Origin of the sequence: Larkinella sp., from assembly GCF_965227735.1 — a bacterium.
GTDB lineage: Bacteria > Bacteroidota > Bacteroidia > Cytophagales > Spirosomataceae > Larkinella.
This window is the reverse complement of the sequence record NZ_OZ245776.1, coordinates 7,266,361-7,293,266: the sequence shown is the minus strand read 5'-3', so window position 1 is coordinate 7,293,266 and position 26,906 is coordinate 7,266,361. Positions and strand designations below refer to the sequence as shown.

Annotated in this window: 23 protein-coding genes; 14 read left to right on the top strand and 9 right to left on the bottom strand. The window is 53.2% G+C overall.

What is annotated here, in order from left to right; translation table 11 throughout:
* Positions 1–100 precede the first annotated feature (100 nt).
* Entirely contained in the window at positions 101–1,129 is a 1,029-nt protein-coding gene (gene dprA / locus ACO064_RS28845; protein ID WP_421831081.1) for a DNA-processing protein DprA, read from the bottom strand.
* A gap of 180 nt (positions 1,130–1,309) precedes the next feature.
* Between dprA and ACO064_RS28840 the strand changes: the two genes are divergently transcribed.
* From ACO064_RS28840 to ACO064_RS28825, 4 genes are all read left to right on the top strand, one after another.
* Positions 1,310–2,797 carry a hypothetical protein gene (locus ACO064_RS28840; protein ID WP_421830648.1) on the top strand — a complete coding sequence of 496 codons (1,488 nt, stop codon included), beginning with the start codon at positions 1,310–1,312 and terminating at the stop codon, positions 2,795–2,797.
* A 115-nt stretch (positions 2,798–2,912) separates the two neighbouring features.
* The gene (locus tag ACO064_RS28835; protein ID WP_421831080.1) at positions 2,913–4,691 is read left to right on the top strand and encodes a cytochrome-c peroxidase; all 1,779 of its coding nucleotides are present in this window, start codon (positions 2,913–2,915) and stop codon (positions 4,689–4,691) included.
* Between the two features lie 617 nt (positions 4,692–5,308).
* A complete protein-coding gene (locus ACO064_RS28830) occupies positions 5,309–5,509 on the top strand; it encodes a hypothetical protein (RefSeq protein ID WP_421830647.1) in 201 nt (66 codons plus the stop codon).
* On the top strand, positions 5,506–7,014 hold the full coding sequence (locus ACO064_RS28825; RefSeq protein ID WP_421830646.1) for a capsule assembly Wzi family protein: 1,509 nt from the start codon (positions 5,506–5,508) through the stop codon (positions 7,012–7,014). The genes ACO064_RS28830 and ACO064_RS28825 overlap by 4 nt, the downstream gene beginning before the upstream one ends.
* Positions 7,015–7,123: 109 nt before the next feature.
* On the opposite strand, the gene ACO064_RS28820 is transcribed toward ACO064_RS28825, so the two are convergent.
* Positions 7,124–7,453, bottom strand: a complete 330-nt coding sequence (locus ACO064_RS28820) for a MerR family transcriptional regulator (protein ID WP_421830645.1) — start codon at positions 7,451–7,453, stop codon at positions 7,124–7,126.
* 105 nt (positions 7,454–7,558) lie between these two features.
* Here ACO064_RS28820 and alaS point away from each other — a divergent pair, with 105 nt between their 5' ends.
* Entirely contained in the window at positions 7,559–10,213 is a 2,655-nt protein-coding gene (gene alaS, locus ACO064_RS28815; protein ID WP_421830644.1) for an alanine--tRNA ligase, read from the top strand.
* 122 nt (positions 10,214–10,335) lie between these two features.
* Here the strand turns inward: alaS and ACO064_RS28810 are convergent, their stop codons facing one another.
* A complete protein-coding gene (locus tag ACO064_RS28810; protein ID WP_421830643.1) occupies positions 10,336–10,605 on the bottom strand; it encodes a hypothetical protein in 270 nt (89 codons plus the stop codon).
* Positions 10,606–10,786: 181 nt separating this feature from the next.
* On the opposite strand from ACO064_RS28810, the gene ACO064_RS28805 reads away from it, so the two are divergent.
* From ACO064_RS28805 to ACO064_RS28765, 9 genes are all read left to right on the top strand, one after another.
* A complete protein-coding gene (locus tag ACO064_RS28805) occupies positions 10,787–12,481 on the top strand; it encodes a tetratricopeptide repeat protein (protein ID WP_421830642.1) in 1,695 nt (564 codons plus the stop codon).
* Positions 12,482–12,502: 21 nt separating this feature from the next.
* Complete coding sequence (locus ACO064_RS28800; protein WP_421830641.1) at positions 12,503–12,859, top strand: S-adenosylmethionine decarboxylase family protein; 357 nt, start codon at positions 12,503–12,505, stop codon at positions 12,857–12,859.
* A gap of 14 nt (positions 12,860–12,873) precedes the next feature.
* On the top strand, positions 12,874–14,148 hold the full coding sequence (locus ACO064_RS28795) for a DUF4178 domain-containing protein (protein WP_421830640.1): 1,275 nt from the start codon (positions 12,874–12,876) through the stop codon (positions 14,146–14,148).
* A gap of 181 nt (positions 14,149–14,329) precedes the next feature.
* Entirely contained in the window at positions 14,330–14,521 is a 192-nt protein-coding gene (locus ACO064_RS28790; RefSeq protein ID WP_421830639.1) for a hypothetical protein, read from the top strand.
* A gap of 12 nt (positions 14,522–14,533) precedes the next feature.
* Positions 14,534–14,749, top strand: coding sequence for a DUF350 domain-containing protein (locus ACO064_RS28785; protein WP_138990337.1), 216 nt, complete (start codon positions 14,534–14,536; stop codon positions 14,747–14,749).
* The gene (locus ACO064_RS28780) at positions 14,742–16,265 is read left to right on the top strand and encodes a polyamine aminopropyltransferase (RefSeq protein WP_421830638.1); all 1,524 of its coding nucleotides are present in this window, start codon (positions 14,742–14,744) and stop codon (positions 16,263–16,265) included. Before ACO064_RS28785 ends, ACO064_RS28780 begins: the two co-directional genes overlap by 8 nt.
* Positions 16,240–17,892 (top strand): FAD-dependent oxidoreductase, encoded by a 1,653-nt coding sequence (locus ACO064_RS28775; RefSeq protein ID WP_421830637.1) that lies wholly within the window; start codon positions 16,240–16,242, stop codon positions 17,890–17,892. The genes ACO064_RS28780 and ACO064_RS28775 overlap by 26 nt, the downstream gene beginning before the upstream one ends.
* A 58-nt stretch (positions 17,893–17,950) precedes the next feature.
* Entirely contained in the window at positions 17,951–18,418 is a 468-nt protein-coding gene (locus ACO064_RS28770; RefSeq protein ID WP_421830636.1) for a nuclear transport factor 2 family protein, read from the top strand.
* A 425-nt stretch (positions 18,419–18,843) separates the two neighbouring features.
* The gene (locus tag ACO064_RS28765; protein ID WP_421830635.1) at positions 18,844–19,155 is read left to right on the top strand and encodes a hypothetical protein; all 312 of its coding nucleotides are present in this window, start codon (positions 18,844–18,846) and stop codon (positions 19,153–19,155) included.
* 97 nt (positions 19,156–19,252) lie between these two features.
* Here ACO064_RS28765 and ACO064_RS28760 read toward each other — a convergent pair whose 3' ends face one another.
* The 6 genes from ACO064_RS28760 to ACO064_RS28735 all read right to left on the bottom strand — a co-directional run bounded on the left by ACO064_RS28760 (position 19,253) and on the right by ACO064_RS28735 (position 26,882).
* Entirely contained in the window at positions 19,253–20,677 is a 1,425-nt protein-coding gene (locus ACO064_RS28760) for a sulfatase (protein WP_421831079.1), read from the bottom strand.
* A gap of 168 nt (positions 20,678–20,845) precedes the next feature.
* On the bottom strand, positions 20,846–22,117 hold the full coding sequence (locus ACO064_RS28755; protein WP_421831078.1) for an MFS transporter: 1,272 nt from the start codon (positions 22,115–22,117) through the stop codon (positions 20,846–20,848).
* 82 nt (positions 22,118–22,199) lie between these two features.
* Positions 22,200–22,844: a bifunctional 4-hydroxy-2-oxoglutarate aldolase/2-dehydro-3-deoxy-phosphogluconate aldolase gene (locus tag ACO064_RS28750; protein ID WP_421830634.1), complete on the bottom strand. Its 645-nt coding sequence runs from the start codon at positions 22,842–22,844 to the stop codon at positions 22,200–22,202.
* Between the two features lie 11 nt (positions 22,845–22,855).
* Positions 22,856–23,854 carry a 2-dehydro-3-deoxygalactonokinase gene (locus tag ACO064_RS28745; protein ID WP_421830633.1) on the bottom strand — a complete coding sequence of 333 codons (999 nt, stop codon included), beginning with the start codon at positions 23,852–23,854 and terminating at the stop codon, positions 22,856–22,858.
* 115 nt (positions 23,855–23,969) lie between these two features.
* Entirely contained in the window at positions 23,970–25,205 is a 1,236-nt protein-coding gene (dgoD, locus tag ACO064_RS28740; RefSeq protein ID WP_421830632.1) for a galactonate dehydratase, read from the bottom strand.
* 129 nt (positions 25,206–25,334) lie between these two features.
* A complete protein-coding gene (locus ACO064_RS28735) occupies positions 25,335–26,882 on the bottom strand; it encodes a SusD/RagB family nutrient-binding outer membrane lipoprotein (protein WP_421830631.1) in 1,548 nt (515 codons plus the stop codon).
* Between the last annotated feature and the right edge of the window lie 24 nt (positions 26,883–26,906).

The window sequence follows — 26,906 nt, the reverse complement described above, 5'->3', positions numbered from 1 at the left end:
TTGGGAATTTCAAATGTAAAATGATGAATGCTAAATGTAAAAGTTTCGGATTGGAAACTCTTTTTACATTTAGCATTCATCATTTTACATTTGAAATTCCTTAATTCAACTGGTATTTCTTCCCCGGCAGCGTCCTGACCATGCCTCTAAATTCCAGGTTCAGCAGCAATGACGCCAGTTTACCGATGTGAATCTGCGTTCGCCAACTAAGCTCATCGATGTGCCAGTCGGGCTTTTGACGAAAGAGTGCCAGAATCTGACTTTCTTCTTCCGTAAATTCCAGCGCCAGGGCGGTTTTGTCGGTCGGGGCGGTTTTGCTCACCGGCTGATCCCAGTTCAGGGCTTCAATCACATCCTCCGGTCTGGTATAAATCTGGGCTTTGTTTTCCCGAATCAGCTTGTTGCAACCCTGAGAAAACGTCTGATTCAGATGGCCGGGGACGGCAAAAACCTCCCGGTGGTAGTTGTTGGCATATTCCGCAGTAATCAAAGCCCCACCTTTGGTGGCCGCTTCTACAATAATTATGGCATCACTCAAGCCCGCAATGATGCGGTTTCGGGCCGGAAACAAGCGGGCGTCGGGCTTGACACCAGGGCGGTTTTCAGTCAGCAAACCACCGAGCAGCACCATCTCCTGCGCGGTTTTCTTGTGAACATACGGATAGACGATATCGACCCCGCTAGCCATGACACCCACTGTTGGCAGGCTGTTGATCAAACTGGCCCGGTGGGCGGCAATGTCGATGCCGTAGGCCAGGCCACTAATCACCAGCGACTGGTAGGGTTGCACCGCCTGAATCAGTTCTTCCGTGATTCGCCGTCCGTAATCTGTGGCCTGCCGTGTTCCGACAATGCCGAGGGTGCGGGCAGCGTTCAGGTCGGCGGTGCCCTGAAAATACAGCATCGCCGGAGAATCGTAGAGGGCTTTCAAACGGGCCGGATACGCTTTGTCGGTATAAAACAACTGCTGAATCCCCAGCTTTTCACACCGCTGCTGCGTTTGTTCGGCTTCCCGCAACACGTCCTGGTGCAAAATAGCGCGGGCAATCACCTCGCCCACGCCGGGTGTTTTTCGCAATTTCGACAGGGGCGACCGAAAAACTTCGGAAGCCGAGCCGCAATAGCTCATCAGTTGACGAATCAATACGTCGCCCACACCCGGTACGGACGTCAGGGCCGATTGGTAGAATAATTCAGGATGATTCACAGGCTGCTCATTCAGGGTTTTAATCAAGACGGAATCGGAAGCCCGGAGTAACGGTGCGGGGCAAAATAAAAATTAAGTATATTTGCTAAACACCCCCATTCCATGTCAAGGTTAACTCTGTTTCGCTCTTTCATCCAAATCGTTATCTTCCTTTCAGCACCTGGATGGGCAGGGTGTCAGAAAGAAGAAAAAACCGGAACCACGCCGACTACCAAAACGGAGGTGGAACTGAAAGCCCATTCGGCTGCCCCCCCGCTGGTCAAGGCCCTGCCCGGTTTTGAAAGTCTGGAAATTCTGCCCCTCATCAGTAGTTCCGATAAACTGGAACAATCCCCCGATTTCATATTTGCCGGACAACCCGATGGAGCCGGTTTATTGAAAAATCCGGCAGGTGACGGCTATGTACTGATCACCAACCACGAGATGATCCGCTCGGTCTCCCGGGTTTATCTGGATAAAACCTTCAAACCGGTCAAAGGTGAATACCTTGTCGATGCCGAAGGCGGAATCTGGCGGCTTTGTTCGGCCACGCTGGCCACCCCGGCCGAACACGGTTTTGGTCCGCTCTACCTGACCGCTGGCGAGAGCGACGCAGAAGGTCGGGTTCACGCCATCGACCCGCTGGGCGCGGCTGATAAAAAGAACGGCAACCGGACGCTCCCGGCCCTGGGAAAAGCGTCGTTCGAAAATGCGCTTCCGCTACCGAAAGGCTCGTATCCCAACAAAACCGTGGTGCTGATGACGGAAGATGAAGGCAATGGGCAGGTGACGATGTACGTTTCTACGACGCCCGGCGACCTCCAGAACGGAAAGCTCTACACACTCCGACGAACCAACCAGGACCCCATCGAGAAAAACATGCAGGCCGACCAGCGGTATGAGGTCGAATTTGTGGAAATCGACAATGCAAAAACCGCCACGGGTGTCCAGATTGCCGCGCAGCAACTGGAAAAAAATGCCATTCAGTTTGCGCGGGTCGAAGACATCGACTACCGGAAAGGCAGCGCGGCAAACGGGCGTGAACTGTATTTTGCCGTCACGGGTTCGCATGCCAGCGACCGGGTGCAGTGGGGCCGCATTTACCGCCTGGAACTGGACGCCACCAACCCGCTGAAAGGGCAACTGTCGTTTGTGGCCGAGGGGTATTCTAATCCGGGCAAAAGCCTGATCAATCCGGACAACATCTGCGTCACCGAGAATTTTGTGTACATCGGGGAAGATGGCGACGCGCCGATTTCGACGCCCGACCACGACGGACGTATCTGGCAATATAGCATTACCACCAGACAGCTCAAACCGTTCCTGGAAATGAACCACCGCCGAAACGATGGCGACTTTCAGCGCATCTACAACATCATTGGTCATCAGGGCATCAGCACCTGGGAATACGGCGCGATGACCGACATTTCGGACGTGGTGGGCGTTCCGAACACGTTCCTGATCAACCTGCAACCGCACACCTGGCGCGACACCAAATTCATCAACGCGGATGGCAGCGCGATCACCAAAAACGTCAATATCTACGACAATGCGATTGGGAATATGGGCGAAGGCGGTCAGATTGTCATTGTGCGCGGTGTTCCGAAGTAAAAGCCCCCACCCCCCTGAAGGGGGCCTGAACTCACCGATTTTTAGGCCCCCTTCAGGGGGGTGGGGGCTTTTATTTTTGGCTGCGACACTGCTATTTGTCGTTGTACTCCAGCAAATGGATGTGCCAGCACTTCCTGAGAAAAACGCAACGGAACGCGTAAAACAGCAGTTTTCCCACGATCTGGCGGCATTCCGAACGCTGATTGAAACCCGGTTTTTGCCCCTGGCCGAACACAGTACCTCTCCCGATTCACTGAAAACCGCCTTTCTGGCCTGCCGCCAGGCTTACAAAAAGCTGGAACCTTTCGCGGAGTATTATTTTCCGGCTACCACACGGCTGGTCAACGGTCCGCCCCTGCCCGAAATTGAAGCCGAAGACAACCGGATTTCGGAACCCGGCGGTTTGCAGGTCATCGAAGAATTGCTTTTTCCGGAATTTGATCCCACCCGGCGGTCGGACCTGATTCGGGAAATCAAAAAACTCCGGCGCGAACTGCTGCGGTACGCGGACTTTGGAAACGATACGGCACTGACGGACGCCCACGTTTTCGATGCCCTGCGGCTCCAGATCTTTCGAATCATCACGCTTGGAATCAGCGGCTTCGACACACCCCGCTGCCAGACGGCCTTGCCCGAAGCCGCTGCGTCGCTCAGGAGTTTGAGAACGTATGCATCCTTCTACAGCACAAATACCCCCGGTTTCCGTCGCCTTATTCAGCTTCTGGAAGACTCCGAAACCCACCTGAACCGCGCTTCCGACTTCAACACGTTCGACCGGTTTCTGTTCATCACTAAGGTTGCCAATCCGCTTTCCACACAGATGCTGGCGTTCCAGAAACAGCAGAATATCCAACCGTTCAACGAGCTTCGGGCGTTGCGGACAGACGCCAAAACGTTGTTCGATACCAACGCATTCAATCCGGATTTCTACGCTCCGACGGTCGCTATGCGCACCAATCCGGCCAAGGTGCTGCTGGGTAAAAAGTTGTTTTCTGACCCGATTTTGTCCGCTGGCAACGATCCGTCGTCGGGCGGGAAACGGTCGTGCGCCAGTTGCCACCAGCCCGATAAAGCCTTCACCGACGGGTTGCCCAAAAATGCCACCCTGTCGGGTCGCGGGTTCGTCCGGCGCAACACGCCCACCTTGTTGAATGCGGCTTTACAAAATGCCCAGTTCTACGATCTACGCGCCCCGACGCTCGAAAATCAGTCGTCGGAAGTCATTCAGAATGTGGACGAAATGCACGGTTCTCTGGAACACGCGGCCCAATTGTTGCAGCAAAACAGTCGCTATCGGACTTGGTTTCAGCGGGCTTTTCCGACACTGAGGGATTCAATTGAACCCATTCACATCCAGAATGCCCTGGCAGCCTTCGAGCGATCCCTTGTTCGTCTCAATTCCCGGTTCGACCAGTCCATGCGGGAGCAGCCCCACGGAACCGGAAAACCGCTTTTGTCGGCTGAAGAACGGCTCGGTTTTAATCTTTTTATGGGCAAAGCCAAATGCGGAACCTGCCACTTTCTGCCGCTCTTCAACGGAACGGTGCCGCCGGTTTTCACCCAAACCGAATCGGAGGTCATCGGCGTTCCAGTGCAGCCCAACCGCCATCAGATCGATCCGGATCCGGGTCGTTATGCCCTCTTCCGGCTCGACCCGCTGAAGTTTGCTTTTAAAACGCCAACGGTGCGAAATAGCGCCCAAACCAGCCCGTATATGCACAACGGTGCGTACCAAACGTTGGAAGAGGTACTAGAGTTTTACAACCGTGGCGGGGGCCGGGGACTCGGCATCCGGCTCGAAAATCAAACCTTACCGTCCGAAAAACTTGATTTGACGGTCTCAGAACAAGCGGCAGTGATTGCCTTTCTGAAGGCGCTGTCAGATCCAAAGTAGGATATTTACGGGAACTCACTTTCCGAACGTATAGACCAAACCTCCTTTTTTTTGAAAACGTATACTTTGTGCTATGTGACACCACTCAGTCAATAGTACTCATGTTCACGAATTACACTCATTCCGAATCTCTTCCTTACTTCCTGTTAAGTACCTAAAATTCAGTTAAATAATCTATTGAAGCGGCCGTTTTAATCTTTTTTATAAGACACAAACAGAGACCGGCAAAAAAATTTTCACAATACTTTACAAATAGATTGATTTTAAATTACTCAAAATGGTAAAATTCTTCAAACCTTTAATGTTACCAAAAGTTAAAGAATGAAAACTTACCCAATCGCATGAGCTCAGTAGTTGCCATTCCGTTTCCCATAGGCTACAATTCAAACCGCCTGTTCGCCCGTTTTGGCAGAAGCAGTTCTCTGGATTACCCACCGCTCCATTAGCGCATTATCACTCTTTCGTCTCATTACCCACCGTACTTTTTCTTGCTCCCCTTAATATCCGTCAGGATCGATGATTTCTGGCGAAACATTGCGGCTTTATATCGTACAATCAGAGTTCAATTCATAGCACAATACACTACTTAAATTTCTTGACCGATCATGGCACCCAAAATGAATATTGAAAAACGCTCCTTCTTTTCCTGGTGTTTGCAGGTTCTGCTGATTCTGATCAGCGGATCACTAGCCCTCGGAAGCGCCTTCATGGCGTATAAACTGACCCGTGAAAGTTCTATTTCTGTGGGGTTTGCGGGCATCGGTTTTTACGTGATGTACTACTTAGGCGGCACTTTCGTACCGGTCAGGAACAAATGAGATTTCTAATACTGGTCTTCTGCCCATTGATCGGATTTTGTCAATCCAGGATTGAGCGAAAACCCATTCAGCTTTTTGCAGAAGTGGGCGGTTTTTACGGAAACTCAAAACAGACGCCCTTCTGGCTACGCTCGAACCAGTACGGCACGGTACCAACGGATTTGCCGTATGCCAGCGTGCGAACCGGGCTTCGCTGGGATTCCCGGTTTTACGCCATCGATGACAACACGCCACAAAAAAAACGAGATTTTTTTGGCTTTGGCTACGGTGTCGAACTGGTGGGCAATACGGCAGCGGGTTCAAAAACCACCCTGATCATTCCGGAACTCTACGGAAAAATTCGCGCGGGGGCCTTCGAACTGGTAGCCGGACGGCGTCGGGAAGTGGTCGGTCTGGTGGATTCAACCCTGAGTTCGGGGTCTTTCAGTTGGTCGGGCAATGCCCTTCCCCTGCCGAAAATTCAGATTGGCCTTTCGCAGTATACCCCTATTCCTTTTACGGGCGGCATTCTGTCGGTTCGAGGTTTTTATGCGCATGGCTGGTTCGAGCAGAAAAGTTTTGTTAGTCGGGCCTATCTTCACCAGAAAGCCCTGTATGCCCGGATTGGCAAGGCAAAATGGCCTATCAAACTCTACGCCGGTTTCAACCACCAGGCCGAGTGGGGCGGCACCACCAGCGAGCTTTCCGATGGGCTGATCAAGGAAGGCCGGTTTCCCTCCAATTTTCAGGCGTATTCGTATATGGTAACAGGCAGTAGTCTGGGCTACAACCGGGGTGTCGATACGACGTATTACAGCCGCTTCGACCGGGAAAACCGCATCGGCAATCACCTGGGGAGCATCGACGTCGGTCTGGAGTTCAGCACCAAAAAACTGTCGATTCTGCTGTATCGCCAGAGTGTTTACGAAGACGGTTCGCTGTTTTACCGGACGAACCTGGAAGATGGCCTCAACGGCATTCGCTTTCGGAGTTTGAAACCGGCGAACTCGGGCTTCCGCATCACGGGTGCCGTCGTGGAACTGCTCTATACTAAAAGCCAGGGAGGAAGTGTTTTTGAAGCCACCGACAAACTGCGGGGGCGGGATAACTACTTCAACCACAGCCAGTACCGCAGTGGCTGGTCGTATTTTGGGCAAGGTATCGGAACGCCGTTCATCACGCCGATGACCTCGGCCCGCCCGGATCTGCCACAGTACGGTTTTTTCAGCAACAACCGGGTTCGGGCCTTCCACACCGGTTTGCAGGGTGGGTTTGGGCGTAACGGCACGTTTCAGGTTAAGCTGTCGTACAGCGAAAACTTTGGCACCTACGATGTCCCGTTCCCCAACACCGTCGAACAGTTTTCATCCCTTCTGCAGGTGGGCGTTCCGCTGAACCAGAGTGGTCTGCTCGTGACTGTTTCAGCCGCTTCCGATCAGGGCGGTTTGTTCCCCCGCAGCAACGGCGTCTACGCAGGCATCCGAAAAACCTGGGATTATTACCAATACCGGTCGAGGAGGATGTAAAGAACGGTTTACGGTATTCAGTTTACGGTATTCAGTTTACGGTGGCTGACGCACACACAGGAACGCGTCAGCCACCGTAAACCGTAAACTGAATACCGTAAACCGTAAACTATCCTTCCAACTGACTCCGGGTTTCGACCAGGAATTTGCGGATTTCCTGCAACCGGCCGATCATCTGTTTAATTTCAGTCTGACGCGAGGAGCGGGCTTTGAGGTGTTGCCTCGCCCCTTCCAGCGTCAGTTTTTTTTCTTCCACCAATTCCAGAATTTCCCGAAGGTGCACGATGTCATCTTTGGTATAAATCCGGTCACCGGCGCGGTTTTTACGGGGCTTGAGCGTAGGAAACTCTTTCTCGTAAAACCGCAATTTCGATATGTTCACCCCCAGCATGTCGGCCACCTCGCGAATGCCGTAATACCGTTTTGTTAACTCCTCCATAGAACAAACTTCCGTTCAAACCGGAAGAAACACAAGTTTTCCGTAAATTTGCAAAACATTTCAATCCGTAGCCATCACAGGCGTGATGACTGACCACCAAGTACCATGACTTCTTCCGAAATTCGCCAGCATTTTTTAGACTTTTTCCAGAGTAAAAACCACCTGATTGTTCAGTCGGCACCCCTGGTGGCCAAAAACGACCCGACGCTGATGTTCAACAACTCGGGCATGGCTCAATTTAAGGATTTTTTTCTGGGCAACGGAACACCACCCGCCAAACGCGTGGCCGATACGCAAAAATGCCTGCGGGTTTCGGGCAAGCACAATGACCTTGAAGACGTCGGTTTCGATACCTACCACCACACCATGTTCGAGATGCTCGGCAACTGGTCGTTTGGTGATTATTTCAAGAAAGAAGCCATTACCTGGGCGTGGGAACTGCTGACGGAGGTCTACAAGCTGCCGAAAGACCGGCTCTATGTGTCTGTTTTTGAGGGCGATGCCAAAGACAACGTCCCCTTCGATCAGGAAGCCTGGGATTTGTGGAAACCGATTGTGGGCGAAGACCGCATCATTCTCGGCAATAAAAAAGATAATTTCTGGGAAATGGGTGATACGGGGCCGTGTGGTCCCTGCTCCGAAATCCACGTCGATCTGCGGCCCCAGTCGGAAGTTGAACTGAAGCCCGGCAAGGAACTCGTGAACGCCGATCACCCGCAAGTGGTGGAGATCTGGAACCTCGTTTTCATGCAGTTCAACCGCAAAGCCGACGGTTCGCTCGACCCGCTGCCCGCGCGGCACGTCGACACCGGCATGGGTTTCGAGCGGCTTTGCATGGCGATTCAGGGCAAACTGTCGAATTACGACACGGATGTGTTTACGCACACCATTCAGGTCATCGAAGAACTGTCGGGCATTTCCTACAAAGGTTCGCAGCGTGATTATCCGGACGTGGCCATGCGCGTGATTGCCGATCACATCCGGGCGGTTTCGTTCGCCATCGCCGACGGTCTGGTGCCGTCGAACGCGCGGGCGGGCTACGTCATCCGCCGGATTTTGCGCCGGGCCGTTCGCTACGGGTATTCGTACCTCGGTTTTACCGAACCGTTTCTAACCAAACTCGTGCCCACTTTGGCGATGCAGTTTGCCGACGTTTTCCCGGAACTGAATGCGCAGCGTGATTTTGTGGCAACCGTGATTCGGGAAGAAGAAGCGGCTTTTCTGCGGACGCTGGAAAATGGTTTGAAACTACTCGATAAAATCACCTCCGATCTGGCGCAGTCCGATGGTCAAGTGATTGACGGTGAGACGGTTTTTGAGCTCAACGACACATTCGGTTTCCCCTCCGATCTAACCGCATTGATCGCCCGTGAAAAAGGGCTTTCCATTGATGAAGCCGGTTTTCAGAAAGCCCTGCAACAACAGAAAGAACGTTCGCGCAAGGATGCGACCTCAGCAACCGGCGACTGGACGGAACTCACCGACATCGACGGCGTTGAGTTTGTGGGTTACGACCAGACCGAAGCTGAAGCCCGAATTGCCAAATACCGGAAGGTTCAAAACAAACAAGGCACACAATACCAGATCGTGCTGGACCGAACGCCGTTCTACGCCGAATCCGGCGGTCAGATTGGTGATACGGGCAGCCTCGAACTGCGCGTGGGCGACGAAACCGTATTGATCCGCATTGCCGATACGAAAAAAGAAAACGACCTGATCATCCACATTTCCAACGACAAAAATCTGGAAGAAGTGCTGGATCATCATACCGCCGTACTGGCTAAAATCGATACCGGTCGTCGCATTGCCATCGAGGACAACCACTCGGCTACCCACCTGCTGCACGCTGCATTACGCGAAGTATTGGGCAAACACGTCGGGCAGAAAGGCTCGTACGTCGGGCCGGATGCCTTGCGGTTTGACTTCTCCCATTTTGCCAAAGTGACGGACGACGAACTGGCAAAGGTGGAGCGGATTGTCAATGAAAAAATCCGTGAAAACATTCCGTTGAACGAACGGCGCAACGTTCCCATCGACGAAGCCCGAAGCCTCGGCGCGATGGCGTTGTTCGGCGAAAAATACGGCGACTTCGTGCGCGTCATTACCTTCGACCCGAATTATTCGGTCGAACTTTGTGGCGGAACGCACGTGCCGGCAACGGGGCAAATCGGCCTCTTCAAGTTTACCTCCGAAGGCTCTGTTTCGACGGGTATCCGACGCATCGAAGCCGTGACCGCCGAAAAAGCCCTCTCCCTTCTGAACGAGCAGCAAGCAACACTGGACCAGTTGAAAGAACTCCTGAAAGCCCCGAAAGATGTGCTGAAAGCCGTTCAAAACCTGATGGATGAACGCCATCAGTTGCAGAAAAAAATTGAGGTGCTGGAAGCCGAGAAGCTCCAGAAAGTGAAAGCGGATCTGCTGACGAAAGTGTATGCGGCCAACGGGCATTTTGTCATTGTGGAACGCATCGAGGTTCCATCGGCGGATGCGCTGAAGCAACTGGCCTATGACCTGAAAGCGAAGCTGGATAACCTCGCCCTGGTGCTGGGGGCTGATGTCAACGGAAAACCGCAACTGGCCGTGATGCTGCCCGATGACCTGATCAAAACCCAAAACCTCCACGCCGGTACGCTGGTGAAAGAACTGGCGAAAGAAATCCGCGGGGGTGGCGGAGGTCAGCCGTTTTTCGCCACCGCTGGCGGCACCGATGCCACCGGCCTCGACCGGGCGCTGGCGAAAGGGCGGGAGTTGCTGAAATAGTTTACGGTATTGGGTTTACCGTTTTCGGTGGCTGACGCATTCAAAAATCACGAATATTGAATAGCGAATAACGAATGTAGAATGCGTCAGCCACCGAAAACGGTAAACCCAATACCGTAAACCTAGTTAGTTTCCTTCTCTTCCTCCAGCGGAGTATGTTCTGACCCCAGCACCGGCCCCAGATACGAATGCTGCCAATCTTCGACTTGCTCCGGGGTTTTTAATTCGTCAATTTCAACCACCCGGTGTTTCAGGTGCGGATATTGCGCATCCAAGTCCTGTTCAATCAACGTGACCTCGGGCGACGTGTCGAATTTCATCGGTATTGTGGTGGGCGTCTCAACGCCCCGCTCATCGACAGCAACAATGCGAACTACAAACATCTTTTCCATACGGTGTAATCTGGTTTTCTACTAAACCGTTCCGACGCGCAAAAGTTGGGGCAGACCTTGCTTTCCTTTTCGTAAACGGTTAACATCTCAACCAATAAATTGCTATTTTTACGGACACCCCGGACGTATACACGCTTTTTTAACCGACCACAAAACGCCCGTCCGATCCGCCAACACGCTCATGAAACGACTCCATACCTACACCTTCCTCCCGCTCCTGCTGATCGCGCTGGTGGTGGGTGAATATTCCCAAACCCAAAAGTCGCCCGTACTGGCGCAAACGCGGGCGGTTTCCGAAGTTCCCTATGCCCCCATTTGCGGCATGGCGAACATCGGCGGGATTCCCAATTCGCTGCTGCAACAATCCGTGGCGTTGCGTCCGAATGTCGGGCAATTCGCCACGCCGACCTCCACCAAAAACCCGAAGGCACAGGCGTATTTTGAACAGGGTATGGCGTATCTGCACGGGTATGCCCTGGTGGAAGCCGCCCGGTCGTTTCACGAAGCCTTGAAATTCGATTCGACGTTCGTGATGGCGCATGTCGGCCTGAGCCGTCTGTATATCCAACTGGAAGACAACCAGGCCGCTTTGAAAGCCGCCGAAACCGCCAAATCGTTTTCAAAATTTGCAACGGAACGCGAAAAAGCCCACATCGATCTGCGGTTTGCGCAGTTGAAAGCTGTCGATTCCCTGAGCAATCAAAAACTACTGAACGAGTACCGGACGAAAGTCAACGGGGCCGTCAAGCGCTTCCCGACCGATCCGGAACTGTGGCTGCTGTCCGGCAACTCCTACGAAAAATTCGCCACCGGCCGCGGTCAGGGGTCATCGACGGGCAGCATCGCCATTTACGAGAAAATCCTTCAGTTTGCGCCCGAACATCCGGCGGCCCACCACTATCTGATTCACGCTTACGAAGGCATGGGCGATTATACCGAAGCCCTGAAACACGGCAAAGCCTACGCCCGGCTGGCACCGAATCTGGCCCACGCGCTTCACATGTATGCCCACGACCTGATGAAAACCGGGGATGTGGATAGTGCCATCGCGGAAATGAAACAGACGGACGCCATCGAACGCGGACTGTACACCAGCGAGAAATACGACCCGATGTACGACTGGCACCATATTCACAACATCTCGTTGCTGGCACTCTGCTACCAGTATCAGGGCCGGATTCAGGAAGCGGAACAACTGGTGAAGGAGCGGTTTGAGATCAAACGCCCGATCAACCTGGAGCGGACGTTTTACAACAAAATGGGCTACCCAACCCTGCTGATCACGCAAAACCGGGACGAAGAGGCCAGGCCCATCGCCGAGGAAATGACAAAAGGCAAAACACCGGGCGAACGCGTGATCGGACACTATTTACTGGGGATGATCGCCCTGAAAAAGAACCAGATCGAATCGGCGCGGGCTGCCCTGAAACAGTCTCAAACCGAACTGGTGGAAGCCAAAAACATCGCCCACACCGACTGGCTGAATGCCTGGCTCGATCCGCATCCGAAGTTCCTTTCCTCCCTAATTGCCCTGCACGACCCCGCAGCCCGGGAAAAAGGACTGGCCGACATCCGCAAGTTCCAGGCCAGCGCCCGCGACCAAACCGGACCCGATCCCTGGATTGAAGCCCTCTTCCAACTGGAAATGATCGCGCAGGTGGCCGCCCAGCTCAAATTGACCGATTTCGCCGAAGAAGCCACCAAGGTGCTGGCTGAACACGATCCGTATTATCCGGGAACCCATTTTGCCCTCGCCCGCGTGGCGGAACTGAAAGGCGACAAAGCCACCGCCGAGCGTGAACGCCAACTGGCCCGGCAAGGCTGGTCGAAAGCTGATGCGGTATTTTTAGCGCAAAATTTTTCCAAAAAGAAATAACAAAATTCTATCTTGCGGGCCATGAATGCCTACCGCCCCGGCCTGCACATCCTGTCGACTTTCGAAGCCCCGTTGTCTGCCCTTACGGACGTTGAGCGGTGTCGCGCGGGCTTCGACAGGCTGATTCAGGAACTGGAACTGGCGAAGGTCGGCGAGGTGTATCACTCGTTTCCCAACGGCGGTTTTACGGCGGTTCTCTGCCTGACCGAATCGCACGTGTCGATTCACACCTGGCCCGAAAACGGGCTGGCGACATTCGACGTTTTCCTGTCCAATTTCCTACGCGACAACCGCCCGAAAGTCCGACGGTTTTATAAGGAATCCCTGCGTCTGTTCGGGGCTACGGCGGTTTTAAACGAACAGGAAATCATCCGCTGACGCTGTCCGAAACCATGCCCACCGATCCATCCTCTTCTCCCACCTCGTTCGACTGCCCCCACTGCCAGGCCCCGGTTCCGGGCTATGACCTGGCCGAGAGTTCGTATTTTTGCTGTGGGCAATGCTACACCTATTTTCAGTATGGCGACACCGGCCCGATGGAGATTATCACGGCTTTTCCGCCCATGCCCGTACCACCCGCCCTGCCGCTGGGGGCCGAAGGATACCTCGACGGCAAATGGATTCGGGTGACGGGTGCTCTGCGCAAGCGGGAAGTCCAGTACGAGGAGAGCTGGATGGAATATGTCCTGATGACCGGAGAAGGTCAGCACCAGATGCTGTCCGAGTTCAAGGGACACTGGATGGTAATTCGGCCGGTGGACGAAACCTATACCGAAACGAAAAGCTCGAAAGTCGCGGATCAGGACCGGGAATATGCGCTGTATAACCGTTACAACTGCTTCATTCTGAATGCCGTCGGGGAGTTTTACTGGGATGTGATGGATGATACGAAACTGACCATTTCGGAGTATATTCACCCGCCTTATCTGGTTAGCCGGGAGGCTACCAGCCAGAAAACCGAATGCTATAAAGCCGAATACAAAACGCCGGGAGAAATTTCGAAAGCCTTCGGACTCACCGAAACCGCTTTGCCAAAACCCACTGGCGTTGGCGCCATCCAGCCTAATCCGGTGGCCGATCAATGGGAGCCTGCCATCTGGCTGACGACCCGGCTGGCGTTGTTGATCGTAGCCGTTCAGGTGCTTTTTTACTTCCTGAAACCGCAGCAAACCCTGTTTAATCAGGCGTTTTCGTGGAACTCGGATTCGACGGTGCGAAGTCGTTCACAACCCATCGTGTCGCCCTCCTTCACCATCGACGGCCCGGCGGCTGTGGCGATTCAGTTGAAGGTGAATATTGACAACAACTGGTTTGAATTACCGGTCAGTCTGATCAACGAAAGCACCAACCAATCCTACGAATTCACGCGCATTGTTGAATATTACCACGGTGTTGAATACGGCGAAAGCTGGCAGGAAGGGGCACAGGACGACGAAGCCATTTTGTCACGCATTCCGTCCGGGCGCTATCACCTCAACCTGTATCCGTCGTCCGAAGGGAAAAACCGGGTTACTTTCCAGCTAAAAGTGATTCAAAATCCGATCCTGTATTCCAACCTGTTTATCATGCTGGCCCTGCTGGCGATATACCCGATCATTCTATTTTTTCAGCGAAATCTGTTCGAACAGAAACGGTGGGCCGAAAGTGATTTTGGACCGACGGGTTAGTTTCGATCCGGTTTTGCCCCTAAATCCCCTGAAGGACGGTCGGCCGCTGCCGGACTTGGACGCAGAGCCCTCCGGATGCTAAAAGTCCGGCAGCGGCCGACCGTCCTTTAGGGGATTTAGGGGCGAAATTAACCAGCTCAACTATCAATCACTAGCCTTTAACACGCCATACAAACCTCGCATGAAAAACCTCGCAAAAATAAAATTCCTGGTGCTGGCGGGCGGTTTGCTCCTGGCCGGATTCGCCTGGGCCGGGATGTCGGGCAGCCGGTTGTTGGGCGACGATCTGGAAAGTGTCGACAAACTCGACAATTACAAAAACGGTTCGGGCGGGCGGCATTCGGGCCGACGCAGTTATTTTTACCACAAATAAACCCTGTTTCTCATGGACTTGTCTACGCTGAAGTACATCGTTCCCTCCGTCGTCTATTCGCTGGTCGGTATCCTGATCCTGGTCATCAGTTTCGTCATTATTGAGAAAATTGCCCCCGAGAACCTCTGGAAAAAGATTGTCGACGAAGAAAACGTCGCACTTTCGATTCTGGCAGCCGCTTTCATGATTGCGGTGGCGATTATCATCAGTTCCGCCATACATGAGTAACCCGGATCACCGACACCGGCACCTGTTGTTGTTGCTGTCGGTTTTTGTGATTGCGACCTGCGGACTCATCTACGAATTGGTGGCCGGAACCCTGGCGAGTTACCTCCTGGGCGATTCGGTAACGCAGTTTTCGACCATCATCGGCGTCTATCTGTTTTCGATGGGCATCGGTTCGTGGCTGTCCAAATACCTCGATGGCAATCTGTTGAAGTGGTTCATCCGCATCGAAATTCTGGTCGGCATCGTGGGCGGTGGCAGCGCTCCCCTGCTCTTTGTGTTGTTCGAATACGCGGCTTCGTTTCGGCTGGTTCTGTATTCGCTGGTGAGTTTGACCGGGATTCTGGTAGGGCTGGAAATTCCGTTGCTGATGCGGATTCTGGAAAACCAACTTACGTTCAAAGACCTGGTTTCCAGAGTTTTCACCTTTGATTACATCGGAGCCTTGCTCGCTTCGCTGATCTTCCCGCTCGTTCTCGTTCCCTACCTGGGCCTCATCCGGACGTCCCTGTTTTTCGGATTGATGAACGTCGCCGTCGCTTGGTTTCTACTGCATCAGTTTCCCGAAACCAACCCGTATCGCCGGTCGCTGGTCACGGCCATCCTCCTCTCCTCATTCCTGCTGATCGGCGGTTTTGTTTACGCCGAACAGATCATGACCTACACCGAAAATCTGACGTTTCAGGACAAGGTGATTTACAGCAAAAGCACGTCGTACCAGCGCATCGTGCTGACGGCCAACAACCGCGAGTTGCGGCTTTTTCTCAACGGCAACCTCCAGTTCAGTTCGGCGGATGAATACCGCTACCATGAAGCGCTCGTTCACCCGGCTTTGCAGGCCCTTCCGAAGGCCAGCCGGGTGCTGGTGTTGGGTGGTGGCGACGGCTTGGCCGTGCGCGAAATCCTGAAATACCCGCAAATCCAGTCCGTTACGCTCGTCGACCTCGACCCCGGCATGACGGATCTTTTTCGCCGGAATGAGGTACTTCTTAAACTCAACAACTGTTCCCTGCTTTCGTCTAAAGTACAGATTATCAATACCGATGCCTACAATTTCGTCCGGCAGGACACCGCCCGGTACGACCTGATCGTGGTTGATTTTCCCGATCCGTCGAATTACTCAATTGGCAAACTCTACAGCACGTCCTTCTACCAGGAACTCAATCGCCTGATTTTACCGGGTGGTCTGGCGGTGGTGCAATCGACCTCGCCCTACATCGCCCGGCAGTCGTTCTGGTGCATTCGAAACACGATTGCGGCTTCCGGTTTTCAGACCATTCCGTACCACGCTTACGTGCCCTCGTTTGGCGAATGGGGTTTTATTCTGCTGCTGCGAAACCACCACTGGCGGGGTGACGGGCCATTACCGAAGGGGCTCCGGTTTGTCAATGCGCGCACGATCCACGACATGCTGAATTTTCCGCCCGACATGGCCGAGGTGCCGACCGAAATCAACAAGCTCAACAACCAGGTGCTGGTGCATTATTTCGAAGATGACTGGACGCCCTACGCCCACTGACCCGCCCGAATCGCCGGGCCGCCGACAGTTTCTGGAACAAGCCGCCGGACTCGGTTTGTCGGCTTTGCTGGCCGGATCGGCGGGGTTGAGTGCCTGTCAACCGTCGTCCCACCAGCATATCAAGGGCGGGATGGTTGGGGCAAATCATGCGGTCGGCCATTTGCTGCGGAATCCGGAAAAACTGCCTCCGCCGACCCAGACACTGAAAACGGACGTCCTGATCGTGGGCGGTGGCGTGGCCGGTTTGTCGGCCCGGCGGTGGCTCTGGCAGCAGGGCATGCGGGATGTGTTGCTGCTGGAACTGGCGGATCGGCCGGGGGGCAACTCCGTCAGTGGCCAGAATGCCGTATCGGCCTATCCGTGGGGCGCGCATTATTTACCGATTCCTGATCTTCGAAATCACGAACTACTTGATTTTCTGACCGATAGTCAGGTCATTACTGGTTTTGATTCAGGCGGTTTACCGGTTTACAATGATTATTACCTCTGTCATGATCCCGAAGAACGGCTGTTCATCAACGGGCACTGGCAGGAAGGGCTGGTGCCGGAAGTGGGGATTTCGGACGACGACAGACAGCAGATCGCCCGGTTTTTTAAACTCGTAGACGAACTGAAACAAGCCAAAGGAAAGGATGGCCGGGATGCCTTTGCCATTCCGCTCGACGGGTCTTCGACGGATGACCGTTTCCGGCAGTGGGACGCGGTTTCGTTCGAAACCTATCTGAACGAGCAGCAGTTTACCTCGCCGTATTTACGCTGGTTTCTGGAATACGGTTGCAAGGATGATTACGGAACAACCCTGAAGACCACCTCAGCCTGGGCGGGTTTGCATTATTTTGCCGCCCGAAAAGGCCTTGCCGCCAATGCCGACGCCAATGCAGTGCTGACCTGGCCGGAAGGCAATGCGTTTTTGGTCAATCAATTACAAAAACAGGCAGCGTCTCCCATCCAATCCAACCGGCTGGTTTTCCGTATTGAAGAAACCGATCAGGGTGTTCGCGTTCTTAGTTACGATGTGGTTCAGAAGAAGACTACTGCAATTCAGACCCGAAAGGTTTTGCTGGCTACTCCCCAGTTTATTACGAAGAATCTGCTCAAAAACCGGGTAATCGCCGGATTCGAATACGCGCCCTGGCTGGTGGCCAATCTGACCGTCAGCGGATTGCCGCAAAACCGGGGCATGCCGCTTTGCTGGGATAACGTGATCTACGGAAGCCCCTCCGTCGGCTACGTTACGGCCACGCATCAGCACCTGAAATCGAGTCATCAAAAGGTGATTACGGTGTATTGGCCGCTGGTTCAGGAACCGCCCGATTTGGCCCGGCGCAAAGCCTACCAAACGCCGTATGAAGACTGGGTGTCGCTGCTGGTGGCCGACCTGGAAAGAGCGCATCCCGGTGTCAGTGACTTCATTACGACCATCGACTGCTGGATTTGGGGGCATGGCATGATTGCGCCCACGCCCGGTTTTGTTTGGGGAGAAGCCCGCCAGAATGCCGCTACGGCTATCAACCACAAACTCTATTTTGCGCACTCGGACCTGAGCGGAATTTCGATTTTTGAAGAAGCTTTTTACCAGGGCATTCGGGCTGCCAAAGAAATTTTAGGGCAAAAATCCTCCGCCTGACAATCTATCTGAACGACTGATCGTTGCTCCAACAGGAAGCACCCACTGCCCCCATTTCATGAAGCGAACCTTACTTTTCTGCTTTTTCTTCTTCGGATTATTCGTTGAATCTCAGGCCCAGTTGGGCAACCGGAAACCCATCAACCGGGCCGAATTTGTTCGGCTCATGCAAACCGTGGCCGCCGGTCTCAACGAAAACAATGGCCGGAAAGCGGCCGACTGCTTCACACTGGATGCCATCTATTCCGAACCGCCCAACAAACAGATTTACCGGGGTCGCGACCGGATTTTCGAGTTTTTTGGCGGCTGGAAAGGACGCCCGAAAGTGGTGCAGATGGTGTGGCACCACCTGACGTTCGACGAACAAACCCAGGTTGGTTCGGGCGAGTTTACACTCACCAACGGTTCCAGCGCGCATGGCATGGTGAGCGTCAAAATCCGCGAAGGCCTGATTGGCAACTGGCGCGAATATTTCTACCAATCTGCCCTGGACTGGAACGGTTTTATTTTGCAAAACCCGTTTTGAGTTTTGGTTCTAACGATCGTTAAATGGTTTTAGGACTGTCGCTTTCTGCTCCGTTCCCCTAAAGGCCGGGCGGCCGATGCCGGACTTGGACGCAGCTTAATCTGGATGCTAAAAGCTCCCTTATTGCTTTAAATAAAATAACCGCCGGATTCATATTTTGGCTTATCAGCCCACAGCTAAAGCTGTGGGTCAAGCGAAAAATAACCCCATGCTAACCGAACCGTTTTAACGGTTTCATCGGCCAGCAAACCGTTAAAACGGTTCCGGAATGATTCGGTCTCGCTTCAATTTACCCACAGCTTTAGCTGTGGGCTGATAAATATTCACTCCGGCGAACACCCAACTTCTTTACCTTGATGATCCCATCCGTAAAACTTTTTTGCAGGCATCCGGTTAGTATTCTGTATTTACCACAAATTATTATTATGGATAAGCTACAGAAGTTTGAATTGATGAATAAGATTGTTCGTGAATTCGAGGATCTTCAAAATAGTCAGACGGCCCTCATTCAGAAAATTGGGAAAATCGAGGTTGACAACATGAACGGGTTGAATGATGCACACCTGGAAAAAACCCTGGGAACCATGCATGGAAAAATCGCTGAAAACCTGGATTCCATCACGGAGATTTTCTCGTACTTTGAATCCCAACGTGACGAATATGCGGAGAAAAATGGTGCGGCCATTGCTGCACTTGAAGCGGCAGCAGCCATTGAAGCAGCCAAAGCAGCTAATTAATTAAAATAAAGCCCATTGAACCAGCCCATCCGGTGGAGACTTCTGGCTCAGTGGGCTTTATTTTGCCAGCACATGAGGTAGTTGCGGACGTATCCCTTTAGTTGTCAACCCGCCCCGCCTGACGCACGTTTTTCCCTTCCCTTTTCTGCAAATCATCTCCCAGATCCGCGCGGGCTTCGTCGGCTAATTTTTCCAAAACCGCCACGATTTCGGGATTTTGTTCCCGTACATCATACCGTTCGCTGGGATCGCGCCGAAGGTCATAGAGAGCGATCGGAAAAGCATGATCTTCGGTATTTGGGCCCGGCTGTCCGCCTTTACCCGGCGGAAAACCCTCGTAGGTGCGACCCGGATGGGCAAACACCAGCTTCCAATCCCCTTTCCGAACCGCTTCCAGGCTGTTTTTTCGGTAATAATAGAAGAAGTGATCGCGGGGCGTAGCGGTTTCGTCGCCTTTCAACAACGCGACCATATCGACGCCGTCGATGGCTTTCTTCGGTAGCCGGGCACCGCATAATTTCGCAACCGTCGGCAGAATTTCCATTGTCGTCAACAGCTTGTTGCAAACCCGCCCCGCTGGCACCACACCCGGCCAGCGAATGATACAGGGCACGCGGTGACCGCCCTCGAACGACGTTCCTTTTCCTTCCCTAAAACCGCCCGCCGAACCCGCGTGGTCGCCGTAATTCAGCCAGGGGCCGTTGTCGCTGGTGAAAATGACGAGGGTATTTTTGTCCAGCCCCTGCTGTTTCAGTTCCTGCATAATCTGCCCCACCGACCAATCCAGTTCCATCATCACATCGCCCAGCAAACCGATGGCACTTTTGCCCCGAAACCGGCTGGAAGCCGCCAGCGGCACGTGCGGCAGCGGGTGCGGCACGTACATAAAAAACGGTTCTTTCTTGTGTTTGCGAATAAAACCGACGGCCCGCTCCGTAATCGAGGACGTCAGGTGGCTCGCATCCTCCAGCGTCCGGACTTCCTTACCGGGCGTACTGCCTTCGATCAGATGCAAAGGCGGATAATTGGCCTTCGCCTGATTGGGGTGGAGCGGCCACATGTCGTGCGAATATGGGACACCATAATATTCATCAAAGCCCTGTTGTTGCGGCAGAAATTTCGTCTGGCTGCCCAAATGCCATTTGCCAAAAATTCCGGTCGCGTAGCCGTTTTCTTTCAGTAACTCTGCAATCGTCTCCTCTTCAGGATTGAGTCCGACCGGCGAATTGGGGCCAAAGGCTCCGGAAATGCCGAGCCGGTTGGGATAACAGCCCGTCAGCAAAGCCGCCCGCGAGGCACTACAAACCGCCTGAGCCGCCAGAAAACTCGTAAACCGGGTTCCCTCTGCCGCCATCCGATCGAGATTGGGCGTCTTGTAGCCCAATGCGCCGGTGCACGACAAATCACCGTAGCCCAGATCGTCGATAAAAAACAGAACCACATTGGGCTTCGTCGGCGCCGGTGGACTGACCCAGCCGCTGAGTGTGGGTAGCAGTCCGGCAAGAAGAAGTAATGAAAAAATGGTCAACAGGATTTTCTGCGGTTTGCCCTTAATTCCTGAAAGGTTACCCCTAAATCCCCTAAAGGGGACTTGGACACTGCTTAATCCGGATTTGAAAGTCCCCTTTAGGCCGGGCCGACGTTCGGGATTTAGGGGCATACGTCTGGGTTTTACGCGAGTCATTCGGAATCAGATCAATTGGTTTAGCTCGACCAATTTAGACTTTCTGGTTAAGAAATGAATAATCGTCCAGACAATTAAGTAAGTAAACCCGCAAATTGTGAACAGAATATTGTAGCCTGCCGACAGATTACCGGCTTCTTTATAGCTGTCGAGTAGATACCCCACCAGCATCGGGAAAAAGATCCCGCCCACTGCCCCGGCCATTCCGCCGATGCCGACCACCGAGCTAACGGCCTGTTTGGGGAAAAGATCGGAAGCCATCGTGAAGATGTTGGTGGCCCAGGCCTGATGCACGGCAACGGCCAGACTGATCAGCGCGACAACCATCCAGACATTGGTAGCAAATTGCGCCAGAATGATCGATACTTCCAGAATGGCAAAAATCAACAGGGCGGTTTTGCGGGCTTTCAGGGTCGGCCAGCCCGCTTTAATGAGCCACGATGAGAAATAGCCTCCGCCAATGCTGCCCACGGTCGTGGCAGTATAAATGATCATTAACTCCGGGCTGATTTTTTTTAAATCCAGGTTGTAAGTGGATGAGAAATAAGAGGGTAACCAGAATAAAAAAAACCAGAAAATCGGATCGATCAGGGCTTTTCCGGTGATGAATGCCCAGGTTTGGGGCAGTGTGAACAGTTTAAACCACTGGATCGAAACCTGACCGTCGGCTTTGTTTTCGTCCTTTTCCTGCCCATTCGTAATCAGCAAAAACTCTTCCGGAGTCAGTCGTTTTTGCCGGGCAGGAATGTCGTAAAAAATTAACCAGAAGATCAGCCAGACAAAGCCCAGACCGCCGGTGATCCAGAATACTTCCTGCCAGCCGTAGGCACTCAATATCCAGGGCACCAGCACCAACGCCAGCACGACGCCGACGCTGGTTCCTGAATTGAAAATGCCGGTGGCCAGTCCGCGTTCTTTTCTGGGAAACCACTCGGCCACGGTTTTGACAGCCGCCGGAAAATTGCCAGCCTCCCCGAGTCCCAAGCCAATCCGCGCCAGACCGAACCCCACGGCTCCCCGGGCCACGGCGTGGAGCATCCCGGCCACACTCCAGAAAACAATGGTGATCGTATAGCCAAGTTTGGTACCGGTTTTGTCGATCAGCCAGCCCGAAAGCCCCAGGCCAATGGCATAGGCGGCCGTAAACGCCATCACAATCCGGGCATAATCCGTTTCCGTCCAGTTGAATTCGGTTTCGAGAATGGGTTTCAGTAAGCCAATAATCTGGCGATCGAGGTAATTGATGGTGGTCGCTAAAAACACCAGCGCGACAACCATCCAGCGGTAATTCTTTATTTGAACAGTCGACACGCGGGGTAGGATCTTGGGTGAATAGTCAGGTTGAAACGGGAGACGAAACTCATTGACTGGCTGAGAGCTGGTCGACAAACTGCCGGAAATGTTGCTGCAAACCGTGCCAGTTTTTTTGTTGAATCAGTTTATTATCAAATAGTTGACCGCCGATACCCAGCCCGTCGGCCCCGGCTTTCAGGAAATCCGTCATGTTGGCCAGACTCACCCCGCCCGTCGGCACCAACCTGATCTGGTTGAGCGGCCCTTTCACTTCTTTCAGGTACGAATAACCGAGTGATGCCGCGGGAAAAACCTTGACCATACTGGCTCCCAGCGACCAGGCTTTGTAAATTTCGGAAGGCGTAAACGCGCCCGGAAAGATCGGTATGTCACGCGCCACGCACGTCCGGATCACGTTCTCGTTGAGAATGGGCGTTACGATAAACTGCGCCCCGGCCGCCAGCGCCCGCTCCAGTTCCGGTTCTGTACAAACCGTTCCGGCACCGATGTTCAGTCCGGTTTGCTCCTGCGCAACGGCAAACCGGATGAGGTCTTCGGCTCCGGCGGTATTCATCGTAATTTCAATCGTGGTGAGTCCGGCGTTCCGGTAAACCGGCAGGATTTTGATCACATCCTCAACCGCCAGATTTCTGACAATTCCGATGATGGGGGCTTTTTTAAATAAATCCCAGGAAAAAAGAGTCTGACTCATTCGATGACAGCTTAAACGTTTAGGTTCTGGTTCTGAAACAGAATAACCTGCCCGATGATGGCGGCTTTGTCAATCCGCTCGGCGGCAATGGTGGTCGTTCGTCCGGACAAATTCAGGTCTTCAATCGCCTGTTTATAAAAAGGAAACAGGTTGGTTCCACTGCACAAAACCAGTTGCCAGCTATCCTTTTCCTGAAGCGGTTTTAGTTCAGCCCCAATCAACAGTCCGCTCAGGTAAAACGCATTTTGCTGTTTTGTTAAATTCCCGAACAATTGATTGGTTCTGACCGTAAACAGTCGGTTCAACAAGGGCGCACCGGCCTCCGAAAGACCCGCTTTAAAAGCCGCCAGATGAACCTCCGAAAAGTCATTGAAACCACTGACGTCCACGGAGTCTTTTAAAATGCTGGTGGAAGCCATCAGGTTGAAAACCTCGCCGGTCATGTAGGTTTCAAAATTCAGCAGTTGCCCCCCCTGCACATACATGTGCTTGGAATGGGTGCCGGGAAAGATGAAAATGGCTTCGTTGGGGCGGTTTCCTTCCCGGTCGAGGAGGGCCGTTAAGCCAATCAACTGCGTTTCTTCCCCCCGCATTACGTCTTCCTGACTCTTCACGCCAGAAATCAAAATCAGTTCGTGCGGAAACGCTTCGGTCGCATCGAAGTGGCGAAAACTGGCCTGACTGCCATCCATCGCGAAGGGCAAAGACGCATACGGTAGTTCGTCCATTCCGATGGAGGAAGAGGCCATACCCGAAACCGCCACCGGAACCTGATCCAGTTTAATTCCGGCATTGCTGGCCAGTAAGTCGATCTGTTTTAGCAGTGCATCCCGAAAAAACTGTTCCTTTCCAATGCCGGCCCGTTCCCCAATCGCTTTCCAGTTCGTGTAAATACCGGCGATACCCTGCTGCGAAGTAACTTCTTCGATGAGTCGATAATCGGACCGGTCAATGAGTCGCAATCGAAAAAAAGAAGTCCCCCAGTCACAACATAATAAATAGTTACTCATTAACCAGTCTGGTTTAAGTTTCAGTTTTTGGTATACGGTTTTCGGTTTTCGGTAGTTGACACACCAGTCCCGCATACCGAAAACCGGATACCGAAAACCGGATACTGCTAATCAATTACCAATCGACGACAGAACCGTCCAGCGCGTTGTACGTTTCCGGGTTTTTCCAGTCGTGGCCAATTTTGTCTTTGAGTTGAGCTTCATCGAGTTCGACACCCAGACCCGGCCCCGACGGAATCAAAACCGTCCCGTCTTTTTCCAGTTTAAACGGTTTTTTCAAATAGCCCTCGCCCAGCGAAACCTGTTCCTGTACCAGAAAATTGGGTACGCTCGCAGCCAGATGCAAGCCAACTGCCAGCGAAATCGGCCCCATCGGGTTGTGTGGAGCAATCGGCACGTAATAAGCTTCGGCCATACCGGCAATGATCCGCCCTTCCGTAATCCCGCCCGCGTGGCAAAGATCCGGCTGAATGATGCTGGCGGCTCCTTTTTCCAGAATCTCGCGAAAACCCCATTTCGTAAAAATCCGTTCGCCGGTGGCAATCGGCAAATGGGTTCCGCGCGCGATGTCCACCATCGTATCTACGTTCTGCGCCTGACACGGTTCTTCGATAAACATCGGCTGATACGGTTCCAGTCCCTTGATCAGCACCTTGGCCAGTTGGGGCGAAATGGCCCCGTGAAAGTCGATGGCAATGTCCATCTCCGGCCCACCCGCTTCCCGAAGCGAGGCAAAATTATCGATTGCGTACTTTACAAACTGGGGATTCTCCACAATATTGGCCGGATTTTTCTTGGCAATCCCGGTTTTGATCACCGTGTAGCCTTCCGCCTTCCGTTTCTTCATGTCCTCGGCATTGCTCGCCCGGCCGTAAATCCGGACGCGGTCGCGGGTAGGGCCACCGAACAGTTCATAAACCGGTATGTTCAACAGCTTGCCTTTGATGTCCCATAAGGCGTGATCGATCCCGCTCAGGGCGCTCGTCAAAATGGGACCACCCCGGTAAAACGCATGCCGGTAAATGGCCTGCCAGTGGTGAATAATGTGCCGGGGGTCTTTGCCAATCAGATACGGCTCAACTTCTTTGATGGCGGTTTGGATCGTTAATGCCCGGCCTTCCAGCAGTGGTTCGCCCAACCCTACCACGCCCACATCGGTGTGTATTTTCAGGAAAATCCAGCGGGGTTTCACCAGAAACGTTTCCAGTTTGGTGATTTTCACTTTGCCATACTCCCGGAACTGGCCGGGACTGGACGCGTAGGATGACTGGGGCAAGGCCGTGATCGTGGTGCCCGCTACGCCCAAAACCGACTGGATGGCGGTGCGTCGGGAAATACTCGATTTCTTCATTTTTGAATCAGGTTAAGTACGTACTGTTACACAGAGTTTATCAGAGAACATCAGAGTTTATCAAAGTATTATTTCTCTCTTTTTCCACTGATAAACCCTGATGTCCTCTGATAAACTCTGTGTAATAACTCACTTCTTATCCCACCAAACCCGTGTGCTCAAGGTATTTGGCCCCTGCCGGGCGATGGCGGCATTGACATTCTGCTGGTTGACAATGGTTTCACTGTCGGGGTACGGCATCCGGCGAATGAAATCTTCGGTTATTTCAGAAGCCGGATAGGGGTTTTTGGATAAAGTCGGAAAGCCGCTTCGGCGGAAATTGGCGAACAGTTCGGGGCCGTTCAGGAACGACGACACCCAGTATTGCGTGTTGATCAACTCCAGCGCCTTGGCCGTGTCGAAGGGATGAGCCGCCAGATAGGCCTGAATGGCATCTTCTTTAATGGCGGCTGTGGCGTCGTAAGCAGCCATCTGCTCCATGTTCGCCCGAATGCCTTTGGCATAAAAATCAGCCGCATTCCCCGTCACCCAACCCCGCACGGCGGCCTCCGCCAGCAGCAGTTGCGTTTGCGAGTGCGTGACGTGAAACTCCGGCGCGTCCAGTTTCAACACCGTGTTCAGGTTGACCTGCGTGAAATCCCAGAGGCTGGCAACGCCATATTGCGCCAGAACCGCCGGGGTCGAAACCGTCACGTTGTCATAGCCCATTGGCATCCCAATCTGCACTTTCGGATCGGTCGAAGCCCGGGAAGCCACCTGCTCCGGCCCGCCTTTCGCACCCACATACCGGACGGCAATTGAAGCCAAACGCGGGTCATTGTTGGTTTTGAGGTAATTCACAAACGGCGCGGTCAGGTAAAAATTGGTTTTCTCGCGAGCCTGTAAGTGATTGGCAATCCAGTTGTTATACAAAGCCGTGTGCCGCATCACCGAGTTATCGTCGTTGGACTGCATGACCCCGCCAGCAACGGCTTTCGTCACGTAGGTTCTGGCGGTCGTCGGGTCCACTTTGGTCAGGCGCATGGCCGCCCGCAACATCAGCGAGTACCCGAGTTTTTTCCATTTGGCTACGTTGCCGCCGTATAAAATGTCGGTGGTTTCAATGGCTTTCGTCGCATCCAGTGCCGCCGAGGCTTCGTCCAGTTCTTTCAGGATGTCCTTGTAAATCACTTCCTGCGAATCGTATTTCGGCGAGGTGATTTCGCTGATGTAACCTTTTGCCGCTTCGGTATATGGTATATCGCCGTAGGTGTCGGTCAAAATCATGAACGAGTACGCCTTCCAGATCCGGGCCGAGTGGTACAGATTGGTCCGATTGGCATCTTCTTTCGTTTTCTCCACGACATCGACAATCTGTTTCAGCACGTTCCGGTAGAAATTCTGCCAGACCAGGGGCGTGTTGCTCACGTTATTCTGGTTGTAGTTGGCCCCGGCCAGCGAACTGCCGTAGGGCGTGATGATCTGCTGCACAATACCGAATTCGTAACACAGCATTTGCAGTGTGCCGAAACCGTCGAGGTAAGTCGCGTCGATGATGGCTTTGTTCATTACGAACGACGGTGCCAGCGTGGTGGGATCGACTTTGTTGGTATTGATTTCGTCGAATTGATCGTCGCAACCGGTGAGCAGACTGAACGTCGTCAGCAAGCCCAGAATGAGTTTTAGTTTCGTTTTCATGGTTTCTTTTCAGGATCGTTCAAC